We start from the raw sequence: 12,946 nt of genomic DNA on the forward strand, positions 1-12,946 counted from the left end.
TTCAAGGAGACATTCCATGTCCACAGAAATGGCTCTCCGGGCCGTCGTCGACGACGAGTTCCGCACCGAGATCCTCGCCGACCCGAGCGCGTTCGGTATGTCCTCCTCGGCGCTGCCCGCGCCGGTCGAGCAGCCGGATCAGGAGTCGCTGGACTTCTGGACCGAGGGCATCGCCGCCATGGAGATCTACGCCTGCGGGACCAGCTGCAGCTGGGGACCGTTCACGATCGTCTGCGACGGCCAGACGAAGTAGGCGTCCGGGTCACCGTTCGCTGCGGTGGGTCGGCTCGTGCCGGCCCACCGTCCGATGCGCCACCACACCGCGGCCACCACACCGCGGCCGACGCGCCGCAGCCATCGCACGGTGGCCGCCGCGTCGCAGTCGGCGCACCGCAGTCGGCGCACCCCGAGTCCCGAGCCGGTGTGTCGTCGGCGATTCTCGAAGCGGTCACCCGGCCCATCGCCGCGGACCGTCCTCAGCCCTCCGGATCTCACCCGATGCCCTCGCAGGAGCCAGTCCATGGGTGACCACCCTTACCTCGATCTCGCCGTACGGGCCGGCAACCTGGCGGAACGGATGCGAATCGTCGCCATGCTGGAGAGCCGGAGCGGCAGACCTGCCGACGAGGCTCCGCCCCTCACACCGTTCGACACCTGGCGGATCGACCGGCTGGCCGGCAGACTCGCCGCCAAGTTCGGCAAGGAGGCGCTGAGTCGCTCGACGTCCACGCGCCACGACAAGGCGCACCTCGTCGACGTCCTCACCGCATACCGCCGTCACGAGCTGGATCTGGCGACGGCGGACGCGCAGACCAGATCCGTGTTCGCCGGCGTCCACAGCTCGTGGCTGCCCACCTATCAGGCTGCGCTGAGCCGCTTCGACCGTCCCGCCTCCCGACCGGACACCGTGCCGTCCGAAACCGCCGGCGACGGCACCGGCCCGGGCTGGCGGTCCTTCGACGTGTACTACGGTCGGCGCGCGAAGGCCTGCGAGCCCTTCCTGATGGAGCTCGGACGGCGGCTGGAAGGCGCGGCGGCGCGCCATCCCGGGCTGTTCGACCAGCAGCTGATCGACGACTTCCAGCGGCATCTCCTCGACCGCTTCGAACTGGCTCTGACCTGGGCACTGGAGGCGCACGCCAACGTGCACTGCGCCCGGCACGGCATCGACAAGACGCGGGCGACCCGCGACGACTACCTCGCCTACGTCGACGCGACGTTCGCCGACGCGGCCGCCTACCACCGCTTCTACCTCGCGTTCCCCGTCCTCGGGCGGTGGCTCGCCCTCGTCACCGATCTGCTCTCCGACTTCGGCGCGCGTCTGGTCCACCGCCTTGCGGCCGACGCCGCCGACCTCGGTGAGGCGGTCTTCGGAGAAGAGATCGCGGTGTTCCGTTCCGCACGCCAGGGCCGCTCCGATCACCATGCCGGGGCACGCACCGTCGCCATCGTCGACGTCGAGCTGGCCTCCGGGCGTACCGCGCAGTTCGTGTACAAACCGCGCTGCATCAGATCCGAGGCGGCGATGCAGCGGCTGCTCGAGCGCCTGCGGGACGACGGTGTCCTCGACTTCGCGTCCCGGCCGGTGCTGCCTCGGGACGGGTACGGCTACGAGGCGCTGATCCCCTCGGGCCGTAACCACCTGGCGTCCCGCGAGCAGGTCGAGCAGGTTTACCGGGAGCTCGGCGGGCACCTGGCGATCTTCTACGTGCTCGGCGGCGGCGACCTGCACTTCGAGAACATCCTCGTCGCCGACGGCCACGCCCACGTCTGCGACTGTGAGACCGCCCTGGGGGTGCTGCCGCGCGGTCAGGAGCGCCCGTCCGGCACCCTGCTCGACTCCGTCTTCAAAACCGGGTTGCTCGAGTGGCCACGGGCCACGGCCTCCGCGACCGAACTGCGGATCAGCGGCTACTCCGGCGGCGAAGCGTACGAGATGCCCATTCCGGTGCCGCGGATCACCGAGCAGCGTCTCGGCTTCGAAGCGTCGGTGACGCACGAGGCCGGCGTGCGCGTCGAGCCGGACGCGTCGAACCGCGTCTTCCTCGGCGACCGGCTGATGCAGCCGCACGACTTCACCGACGCCATCATGGACGGCTTCGATCGCGTCTACGCGTGGTTCGAGCAACGGCCGGACGACGCGGTCGGATTCGTGTCGGACGCCTTCAAGGGCGCGTCGGCGCGGTTCATCAACTGGGGCACCCAGATCTACTCTCAGCTGCTGCTGTCCGCGCGGCACCCGCGCTGCCTCGTCGACCCTTTGGAGGTCGACCTGCTCGCCAACACGGTGCGCACGTTCCCGCGCACGTGGGATCACGAAGGCATCCTGGCCGAGCGCGAGCTCATCTCCATGTGGCGCCTCGACGTCCCCATCTTCACCGCCGACGCGCACGGCGACCGGCTCGTCCACGACCACGCGACCGACCTGCCGTCCTTCCTCGAGGTCTCCCCCACCGACCACGCCGCGCAGCGGATCCGGCGCCTGTCCGCGGGGAACCGCATCCAGCAGCGCCAGTACATCGCCGCCGGGCTGTCCACGGGAGAGGTCAGCAGCCCGACCTTCGTCACCGCGTGCCTCGACTACGCGGCGCGGATCGGCGAGCGCCTGTGCGCCGGCCTGCGCGAGCCGTCGGCACCCGCACCGTGGACCTCGTACGAGCTCGCCGGCGGCGTGATCACCGAGGTCGACGTCGAAGGTGACCTGTACCACGGGTCGGCCGGAATCGCGCTGTTCCTCGCTTACCTCGACGCCCTGGTGCCGCGGCCGGAGTTCCGCCGCGCGGCCGAGCAGGCCCTGTGGCACGCCGTCACCGGCACCGACCGAAAGCGGATCGGCGCGTTCCAAGGCCTGGGTGGCCTCATCTATGTGCTCACGCACCTCCATCGCCTCTGGCAGGATCGCGGCCTCCTCGAACTCGCCGTGCGGCTGAGCGGCGACCTGCCCGCCCGGGTGGACGCCGACACCCGGTTCGACGTACTCGGCGGCACCGCCGGGCTCATCCCCGTGCTGCTCGGCCTCGCCCAGGAGACCGACGGTCAGGGTCTGGACATCGCGCATCGATGCGCCGCCCGGCTCCTCCGTCACGCCGACGCGGACGGCGACACCCTGAGCTGGCGGACCACGGACCCCGGCGAGGCATCGGCCAACCTCACCGGGTTCGCCCATGGCTCCGGCGGCATCGGGTGGGCGCTGATCCAGCTCGGCCGGCTCGCCGACCGGCCGTCGTACGTCGACGCCGGGCGTCGTGCCTTCGCCTACGAGGCCAGGCACTACGACCAGGCCGAACAGGACTGGTACGACCTGCGCACGAACGCCGGCGGAGCACTCCGGCACGGCCGGCACTACGCCAACGCGTGGTGCAACGGAGCCGCCGGCATCGGCTTGAGCCGCATCACGAGCTGGGCGACCCTCGGCGGCGACGATGAGCCGATGCTCCGCGAAGCGCACCAAGCACTCGCCGCCACGATGCGCAACTTCCCCCGCCTGATGAACGACACGCTCTGCCACGGCCGCTCCGGCAACGCCGAGCTGCTCCTGCGGTTCGGGCTGCTGCGGGACGAACCCGCGTTCCAGCTCGAGGCGAATGTCCAGGTACGAAGCCAGTGGCGCAACGTCGACGACGTCGGCGCGGGGACCGTCGAGAACACCGCCGGCTTCTTCCCCGGACTGATGGTCGGAATGTCGGGATTCGGGATGCATTTCCTCAGGCTCGCCGCGCCGGACCGGGTGCCCTCGGTCCTGCTCCTCGATCCCCCATCGACTTCCCCGGCAGACCATGACGTCGCCAGTTCGAAAGACTCAAGGAGGTAAGAGACGTGTCCGTCGAATCCGGCCAGGCGTTCTTGCGGAGCGCGCACCACTCACCCGAGCTCTCGCAGCAGCTGCGGGCGCTAACGGGGGTTGAGGAGCTCGTACGACTCGGAACCCGTCACGGATACAACTTCACCGTCTCAGAACTGATGGAGGCGTCGTCCGCTCCCACGGCCTCTTCACCGGTCTCCGCGACGGGCCGCCGAGGGGCGGCCACCGACGCCGCCCGCGACACGCGGGCCGACGCGCGGCCAGACCCGGCGTCGGCCAGGTTCCTCCACCATGAGTACCGCGTGACCGACCTACCGGGTTTCGCGGGCGTCGCCGAACAGCTGCCGCACCTGAAGATCAAGCCGTCGTCGGTCGACATCGGTCGCTTCCAGCGGACGTTCCGGGATGAGGACCTTCGATCGACGGACCGATCCCCGGCCAACCCGGAGTACCAGGCCTGGCACGCGGCGAAGGCCGGCACCGGGTGGCGTGACCCGGCCGTCGGCCCGGACGCGCCCCGGCGTGACTTTCACCTGATCAACCTCGACGAACACGTCGACCATCCGGGATACGACCGATATCTCGCGGCGAAGCAGCGAACGATCACAGAGCTGGAAGCCGTGTTCGGCACCGAGGTGCGGTTCTCCGGCAGCCTCTGGTACCCGCCCCAGAGCTACCGCCTGTGGCACACCAACGAGACGCAGCCGGGCTGGCGGATGTACATCGTCGATTTCGACGAGCCGTTCGAGGACCCGGCCGACACGTCGTTCTTCCGGTACATGAACCCGCACACCGAGGAGATCGTCACGCTGCGCGAGCGCCCACGGATCGTGCGGTTCTTCAAGGCCGAGCAGGAGCCGACCCGGCTGTTCTGGCACTGCATCGTCAATCCGACGACGCGACACCGGTGGAGTTTCGGCTTCGTGGTGCCCGACGACTGGATGGATCGGCTCTCCGCCCGAGCGTGAAGGGGGTCAGGTGCTGCGATCAAGACGGGACTTCGGGGCGCCGGCCACGGCCGCCGTCAGCGTGGACCGCTCGGACGCCGGGGTCCCGGCGATCCGCGCGATCGGGCTGCGCAAGTCGTATCCCGGCGTCGAGGCCGTGCGCGGTATCGACCTCAACGTCGGACAGGGCGAGACGTTCGGCTTTCTCGGCCCGAACGGCGCGGGCAAGACGACCACCATCGCGATGCTGTGCACCCTGGTCCGTCCGACGGCGGGGCGCGTCGAGGTGGCCGGTCACGACACGCGCACGGCACCGGGGCTCGTGCGCCGCAGTCTGGGGCTCGTCTTTCAGGAGGGCACGCTCGACGGTGACCTGACGGCCGCCGAGAACCTCCGCTTCCATGCCGACCTGTACGCCATGCCGCGGGCGACGCTCGCCGCCCGGGTGGACGCCATGCTCGAGCTCAGCGGGCTGACCGCGTCACGTGACAGCCTCGTGCGCACCTTCTCCGGAGGCATGCGGCGCCGGTTGGAAGTAGCCCGTGGCCTGCTGCACCGACCCCGCGTGCTGTTCCTCGACGAACCCACGATCGGGCTGGATCCGCCATCGCGTGCCCAACTGTGGGAGCACCTCGGGGAGGTACGCGAACGCGAGGGCACCACGCTCTTCCTGACCACGCACTACTTGGAGGAGGCCGAGCGCTGCGACCGCATCGCCATCATCGACGACGGGCGGATCGTCGCGCAGGGCTCCCCGGCGGAGCTGAAGTCGGTGATCGGCGCCGACCGCGTCGACCTGCGTACCGGCGACGACGAGAAGGCGGCCGAGACGCTGCTCGAACGTTTCGGTATGGAAGCCGTCGCCGGTCCGCACGGCCTACGCGTCCAGGCCGAGGACGGCGCCCTTCTCGTCCCTCGACTGTGCGCCGGTCTCGACGTCCCGGTGTACGAGGTGACGGTCACCCGGCCCAGCCTCGACGACGTCTTCCTGCACCACACCGGGCATCGCATCCGCGCCGACCCCACGGGAGAACGCCGTTGACCGCCAACGTCGCCGCCGAACTCCGCGCCGCGCGCATGCTCTGGTATCGGGAGATGCTGCACTTCGTACGGGGCGGAGCCGCGAGTCTCGTGTCACTGGTGCAGCCGGTGCTGTTCCTGTTCGTGCTCGGCATCGGCCTGTCACGGATGTTCGCCGGCACCGGCGGCGGCCGTTCCTCCGACTACCTGATGTTCCTCTTCCCGGGCGTCCTGGTCATGGCCGCGCAGCCGCCCGCCATCTCCGTCGGGGCATCCATCGTGTGGGATCGGCAGAGCGGCTTCCTGCGCGAGATGCTGGTCAGCCCGGTGCGGAGGGACACCCTCCTGACCGGCAAGTGCCTCGGTGGCGCCACGGTGGCGACGTGCCAGGGCGTGATCGTGCTGGCCGGCGCGGGTCTGATCCACATGCCGTACCGGCTCGGGCTGTTCACGCTGCTGGCGGCGGAGCTGGCGCTGGCAGGGCTGGCGATGACAGTGCTGGGGGCCCTGGTCGCGGTCACCATCACACGGCCCCGGACGTTCACCACGGTGCTCAGCGTTCTGATGGCTCCGATGATCTTCCTGTCCGGGCTGATGTTCCCGATCAGCGCGATGCCCGGCTGGATGTCATGGGCCGCGCTGGCGGACCCGCTGACGTACGCGGTCGACGCCATGCGGCAGACCATCACCTGGTGGACCCATCCGTCGTCCACGCTGTTCGTGCCGGTCACCTGGGGCGGCTGGCGCCCGCCGCCGCTCGTCGAGCTGGCGGTCGTCGGCGCCTTCACCCTCGTCTCACTGAGCGTCGCCGCTCGCCGCTTCTCCCGTACCGGCTGACACGGTGGGGCGACCTGAGCGCCGCCGATGAGCGCACCGGAGCCGTTGGTCACACCTGGCCTGGCGGCGCGTCCCGCCCGGAGCCGTAAGCCGCGCTTGGCCTCTCCCTCTCCCGGAATACGGCCGGGCCGTCTCGCGGTGGCCCGGCCGTCACGTGTCCAGCACCGAGCTAACGCGAGAAAAACTCATGTCCTCATCCGGCCAGAGGACTACTCATCGCCGGAGGGTTGGCGGACAGTGATCCACGCGCTCAACTCTTCGAGGTGGTCCCATGAGGCGTCTCCCGGCCATCGCGTTCGCCGTCATCCCCGCCCTCCTCGTCCTGCTGGCCCGGCCGGGCGCCGCGGCGAGCGGCTTCCCGGCGGGACCGCCGAACGATCCGGGCTACGCCCCGGTCGAGAACGGCGCGCCGGTGAGCTGCCTGACCACGGCCACGCCCGGCGGGGAGCAGCACAATCTCTACTCCTTCCTGCCGCGCTGCACCCCCGGCGCGAAGGATCCGGAGGGCGCCGCGGGGATGTCGGTGGACACGGCCTGGCGGGACTACACGACCGGATCGCCGGACACGGTGATCGCCTACGTCGAGGCGGGGATCAACTGGCACGCCGGGGACGTCGCCGACCTCGCCGACAAGGTGTTCCTCAACACCGGTGAACTACCCAAGCCGGCCGGATCCGCGACGTACGACAAGAACGGCGACGGCGTGGTCACCGCCGCCGACTACGAGGGCGATCCCCGCGTGCACGACACGAACGGCAACGGGATCATCGACCCCGAGGACCTCATCGTCGCGTTCTCCAACGGCAAGGACGACGACGGCAACGGCTTCACCGACGACATCTCCGGCTGGGACTTCTACGACGACCAGAACGACCCGGCCACACCCGACTCGACGTACGACCACGCCAACGACCAGCAGCGGGTCGCGGCCGCACAGACCGACAACGGCAAGCTGAGCGCCGGGATCTGCCCGAAGTGCCGCCTGCTCCCGATCCGCGCCGGCGCGGAGGCCCTCGATCGTACGGACGACCTCGCGGCGGCGTGGCTGTACGCGGGCCGGGCCGGGGCGAAGGTCATCGTCAGCACCACGGCCGACCTCGGGTACTCCTCCGCGATGCGCCGCGCCGTCGACAAGCTCTGGAACGACGGCGTGGTCATGGTGGAGTCCAGCAACGACTTCGACTCCACCGACCATCAGGGCGGGATGTTCTGGCCGCATGTCATCCCCGGTAACGGCCTGGTCGCCAACGCGGCAGGCGCGCCGGGCGCCCTCGCCAACGTGCTGACCTCGACCTACCGCGAGCGTTCCAACCTCACCTCCTACGGCGCCAAGGCGATGTTCTCGGTGGCCACGCAGGGCGGCTCCACGTCCGAGTCGACGCCGACCACCGGCGGGCTGTTCGGCCTGCTGTTGTCCTACGGGGCGCAGGCCGCGAAGGAGAAGAAGATCGACCGGCCGCTGACCAACGCCGAGGCCGTGCAGGTGCTGCGCGCGACCGCGAGCGACGTCGACGACGCGAGCCTCGGCTGGCCCGGCCGGCCGGGTTGGGATCGGCAGTACGGCTACGGCCGGCCGAACGCCGCCAAGGCCCTCGCGGCGGTCGCCAAGGGCGACATCCCGCCCGCGGCCTGGATCGACAGCCCGGACTGGTACGCCCTGTACGACCCGGAGACGACCTCGTCCGTGCCGGTCACCGGGCACGTCGAGGCGCGCCGGGCGAAGAGCTTCCGCTACGAGCTGGGGTTCGCGCCGGGGATCGAACCGGCCGACTCGGCGTTCATCAAGGCCGGCGACGGTCAGGGCACCGGCGCGTACGACGGCAAGGTCGGCACGCTGGACCTGACCCGGCTGCCGTCGTCCTTCTGGGACAAGGCGTACACGATGCCCGACGACAAGGAACTGTCGGCGGCCGAGCAGTACACCGTGACGCTGCGGCTGCGCGTCTGGGACGACGCGGGCCGGATGGGCGAGGAACGGCGCGCGATCGCCGTCCACCACGACGCCACCCTGCGGACCGGCTTCCCGCTGCGCTTCGGGATCGGCGGGGAGAGCCAGCCCGCCCTCACCGACCTGCGCGGTACCGGCCATCAGGACATCGTGTTCGGCGACGCCGACGGCCGCGTGCACGCCCTCGACGGGGTGAGCGGGAAGGAGCTGTCCGGCTGGCCCGTCACGACCAACGCGAGCCCCACCCGGATCCCGGGCTTCGACCCGGGCCATGAGCCGATCGTCGCCCCGGTCGCGGTCGGCGACCTGTTCCACGACGGCCGTCAGGAGGTCGTGGCCACCAGCACCACCGGCCGGACGTACGCGTTCGACGCCCAGGGTCGACTCCTGCCCGGCTGGCCGAAGACCCTCGACTCGGGCGTGACCAAACCCGCGATCCCCCGGCCTGCCCTGGCCTACACCCGACTCCCTCATCAGGGCGCGACGGCCTCCCCCGTCCTCACCGACCTGGATGGGAAGGCCGGGCTGGAGGTCGTGCAGGCCGGATGGGACGGACGGGTACACGCCTGGCACGCCGACGGCTCCGACGTGCCCGGCTGGCCGGTGACCGTGGCCGACCCGCCGAAGCCGGCATCCGGGCTGACCGCGATCGACGACGCGAAGCTCGACGCCACCCCGGCCGTGGCCGACCTCGACGGCGACCACCGGCCGGAGATCGTCGTGCGCTCCCAGCACTCCGAGAGCCACGGCGCGGGCATCCAGGCGCTCGGCGCGAACTACGTGTACGCATACCACGCCGACGGCTCGCCGGTGAAGGGATGGCCGGTGCGCCTGCCGTCGATCGTCACCTACTACGGGAGCGCACAGGAGTTCATCACCGAGGCCGCCAACAGCCCCGCGGTCGCGGACGTGGACGGCGACGGCAAGGACGAGGTGGCCACCGGCCCGTCGTTCTCCGCGACCTTCCTCATCGGCGGCGACGGCACGATCCGGGGCGCGTACGGGCCGTTGAACAACCCGGCGACCGCGCTGCTGAACCACGACGCGGCCGCCGTACGCGCGCTACTGACCGGGTCGTCGCCCTCACCGGCGATCGACCTGCCGGCGTCATTCACGACCAGCGGCGCGTTCGGGAGGTTCGGCGCCGACGGACGGCTCGGCTACGCCGAGTCCGGGTCGGGCGCCGTGTCGCTGATCGCCGCGCTGCTTTACCCCGGCAGCGGCACCGCGATCGGCAACTACGAACGCGGCTACGACGCCGCCACGACCCTGCCCGTCACTGGGTACCCGCAGGCGCGTGCGGGCCTGGACTTCCTCGGCGCGCCGCTGATCGCCGACGTCACCGGGGACGGCCGGGCCGACGTCGTCGACGGCGGCGACACCTCGACGGTGCAGGCGTTCACGTCGTCCGGCCAGGCCCCGGGCTTCCCGAAGTTCACCGGCGGCTGGACGTTGTTCTCCCCGACCGCGGGCGACCTGGACGGCGACGGGCGTACGGACCTGGTCACCACGACCCGCGAGGGTTATCTGTTCGCCTGGCGGACCGGCGGGCGGCCCGACGCCGAGTCGTGGGCCTACCATCACGACGAGCAGCGCACCGGGCGGTACGGGACCGACACCCGACCGCCCGGCATCCTGCGCGACCTGCGGCGCGACGGCACGACCGTGACCTTCGTCGCGCCCGGCGACGACCGGTACGCCGGCCGTGCCGCAAGCTACCGCGTCACCGCCGACGGCAAGGTCTCCACCGTCGCCGCGACGGTCGGCGCGGGCGGCCGGCAGAGCATCACCATCCCGGTAGGCGCGCGGCGGGTCGTGATCCAGGCCGTCGACGACGCGGGCAACCTCGGCCCGCCGGCGACTCCCTGAGAGCCCCTGTCGAGAAGGCGACTCTCAAAAGCCGCCGCGGGACGTCACCCGGCCGGCGGGACGCCTCCCTGCCGGTCGGACGCCACCTCCTCGGCCGGACGCGCTCCGCCTGTTGGATGCGCCCCGCCGGCTGTACGCGCCCCGCCTATTGGATGCGCCGCGCCTATTGGATGCGCCCCGCCGGCCGGACGTGCGCCGCCTGTTGGACGCGCTCCGAGTGCTTTCGGCGAGGCTGCTGTGGCCGGATGTCACCCTGCCGGCCGGACATCGTCCTGCCGGCAGGGCGCCGAGCCGACCACGGTGCCGGGCCGACCAGGGTGCCCAGCCGAACGCCATCCCTGCCGGCCAGGGCGCGCGGCCGGTCGTCACCTCGCCACTCCCGGCTGGACGCCGTCCCGCCGCTCTCGGCCGACGGCGGCCCTCAGGGTTTCGGCAGCCCGTCGGAGGGGCCGGCCTCACTCCTCCGGCTTGGCGTCCGGGTGGGCGTCGATGAACTTCTCGTAGACCTCGTCGGCGATCTTTCCGCGCTCGCTCACCTCGATGCCTTCGGCGGCGGCCCACTCGCGAACGTCGCTGTTGGAGTAGCCGCGCAGACGCGGTGCCGCGTCGGCCGTGCTCTTGCGGGCCCGGCCCGCCTGCTTGACCTTGGTCGCCTTCTCGATATACGGCGCCAGCTCGTCGAGAAGCTCTTCGAGGCGCTTGAAGTTCTCATCGCCGAGATCGATGGTGTACGTTACGCCGGAAACCTCGAAATCCCGCTTCGCGACGTCTTCGCCGTCATGCCCATCAAAATCATCCACCATTACGACTTTCGTCGCCACGAGGTGTTCCTTTCTCAGCTTGCTTTGTCGGGGGATAGGATAATACGAGCGTACGACAGTCCGTGACGCACGCCCGCACGCCACGGGCCATCGCCCCTGGTGACTCTCGTCACCGGGACCGATCGGCGGAACCGCCGCAAGGCGGGCGCCATTCGCTCGATGACTTTCCCTCTTCTCTCCTCTTTGCGGTATTATTTGGCGATATCCCGCTCATCGCTCGCCGCATGCGACGGCTCGAGCGACGGACGGCATATCGCCCGAGCCGACCGGCCTGCCGGAAAGCACGAAGCCGACCGCGCGCCGACGCTATTCTCCCCACAAACAAAGTCACGAGCTGGGGGTGCGCCATAAGCGAGAAGCCAAGCTCGATGCCCGGGCCACGGCTGCGGTGCCTGCCGTTCGGCCTGATCGCAATCGTCGGCCTGATCGACTTCTGGGCGAGCCCGGAGATTATATTCCGGCCCATGCTCGTCCTGGGTCCCGCGTTCGCAAGCCTGTGGTGCGGCATCCGGCGCACCGCGATCGTCGGGTTCACCGCATTAGGCCTGTGCGCGGCGCTCAGCTACCACCACCACACGCTGGGCCGCAAACAGAACACCCTCACGCTCGTGACAATGGCCGGCGTGGCCGCGGCGAGTGTGTTCGCCAGTGCCGACCGGCAGAGACGCGAGCGTCTCCTCGCCGACGTCCGGTCCATCGCCGAGGTGGCGCAGCGGGTGCTGCTCCGCCCGGTCCCCCGACGTGTCGGCCCCATGCGCATCGCGGTCGGTTACACCTCCGCGACGGCCGAGGCCCGCATCGGCGGCGACCTCTACGAGGTCACCCTGACCCCCTCCGGCGTCCGCGTCATCGTCGGCGACGTCCAGGGCAAGGGGCTGGAGGCGGTGGAGACCGCGGCCGACGTCCTCGGGGCGTTCCGGGAAGCCGCCTACGACGAGCCCGATCTCACCGGTGTCGCCACGCGCATCGAGGCGGCGCTGCGACGGCGGCTGTCCACGCAGCAGTCCGAAGGGCCGATCGATGAGAGCTCCGGAGAGAAGTTCGTGACGGCCGTCCTCGCCGAATTCGGTGAGGGCGAGACCGTGACGCTGCTCAACTATGGCCACCCGTCGCCGTTCATCCTGCGCGGCGGCGGCGACGGCGCCTTCGCCGAACCCGACGACGTCGCACCGCCGTTCGGGCTGTCCGACCTCGTCGACGCGCGCCCGCGCCCGTACACGATCAAGTTCGCGCCCGCGGACCAGATGCTGCTGTACACCGACGGGGTCATCGAAGCCCGCGACGGTGCGGGCGGCTTCTACCCGCTGGCCGAGCGCGCGCACCTGCTCGCAGCCGCCAATCCGGAGCGAGCACTCGCCGACCTGCGCGCGGACGTGCTCCGCCACGTCGGTGGCCCCATCGCCGACGACGCCGCGATGCTCCTGATCCGGCGACGGTGAGCCCGTCCGAGACCCGGCGACGGCAGGACCCGATGTCCAGCGTGGCGAGACCACGGGTGGACGAAGGCACGGCCCTGGGCCCGCGGTCCGGGATCCGGGGTCCGCGATGCGGGATCCGGGGTCCGCGATGCGGGATCCGGCGACGATGAGGCCACGGGCGGACGAAGCGCGCCCGAGGTCGGGCGACGGTGCGGGTGCGGGGCACGGTCGGTGCGGATGCGACCCGGTCGGGCGACGGTGAGGCTAGGGGTCGGCGATGGTGA

The 12,946-nt window shown here is 70.8% G+C and carries 8 protein-coding genes; 7 read left to right on the forward strand and 1 reads right to left on the reverse strand.

The window, feature by feature from the left end; all coding sequences use genetic code 11:
* Positions 1-16: 16 nt before the first annotated feature.
* The 6 genes from AB0I04_RS37435 (at position 17) to AB0I04_RS37460 (ending at position 10,423) form a co-directional block, all read left to right on the forward strand.
* Positions 17-253, forward strand: a complete 237-nt coding sequence (locus tag AB0I04_RS37435) for a cinnamycin family lantibiotic (protein ID WP_360895840.1) — start codon at positions 17-19, stop codon at positions 251-253.
* Positions 254-520: 267 nt separating this feature from the next.
* Positions 521-3,811, forward strand: coding sequence for a type 2 lanthipeptide synthetase LanM family protein (locus AB0I04_RS37440; protein ID WP_360895843.1), 3,291 nt, complete (start codon positions 521-523; stop codon positions 3,809-3,811).
* Between the two features lie 5 nt (positions 3,812-3,816).
* A complete protein-coding gene (locus AB0I04_RS37445; protein WP_360895846.1) occupies positions 3,817-4,770 on the forward strand; it encodes a Nif11-like leader peptide family natural product precursor in 954 nt (317 codons plus the stop codon).
* A 10-nt stretch (positions 4,771-4,780) separates the two neighbouring features.
* Positions 4,781-5,791: an ATP-binding cassette domain-containing protein gene (locus AB0I04_RS37450; RefSeq protein WP_360895849.1), complete on the forward strand. Its 1,011-nt coding sequence runs from the start codon at positions 4,781-4,783 to the stop codon at positions 5,789-5,791.
* Positions 5,788-6,606 (forward strand): ABC transporter permease, encoded by an 819-nt coding sequence (locus tag AB0I04_RS37455; protein ID WP_360895852.1) that lies wholly within the window; start codon positions 5,788-5,790, stop codon positions 6,604-6,606. Before AB0I04_RS37450 ends, AB0I04_RS37455 begins: the two co-directional genes overlap by 4 nt.
* Before the next feature lie 271 nt (positions 6,607-6,877).
* The gene (locus tag AB0I04_RS37460) at positions 6,878-10,423 is read left to right on the forward strand and encodes an FG-GAP-like repeat-containing protein (protein ID WP_360895855.1); all 3,546 of its coding nucleotides are present in this window, start codon (positions 6,878-6,880) and stop codon (positions 10,421-10,423) included.
* A gap of 455 nt (positions 10,424-10,878) precedes the next feature.
* Here AB0I04_RS37460 and AB0I04_RS37465 read toward each other — a convergent pair whose 3' ends face one another.
* Positions 10,879-11,244 carry an Lsr2 family protein gene (locus AB0I04_RS37465; RefSeq protein WP_360895858.1) on the reverse strand — a complete coding sequence of 122 codons (366 nt, stop codon included), beginning with the start codon at positions 11,242-11,244 and terminating at the stop codon, positions 10,879-10,881.
* Between the two features lie 368 nt (positions 11,245-11,612).
* Here AB0I04_RS37465 and AB0I04_RS37470 point away from each other — a divergent pair, with 368 nt between their 5' ends.
* Entirely contained in the window at positions 11,613-12,683 is a 1,071-nt protein-coding gene (locus AB0I04_RS37470) for a PP2C family protein-serine/threonine phosphatase (protein ID WP_360895861.1), read from the forward strand.
* Positions 12,684-12,946: the final 263 nt, after the last annotated feature.

The organism is Actinoallomurus sp. NPDC050550 (assembly GCF_040655075.1).
Lineage (GTDB): Bacteria > Actinomycetota > Actinomycetes > Streptosporangiales > Streptosporangiaceae > Actinoallomurus.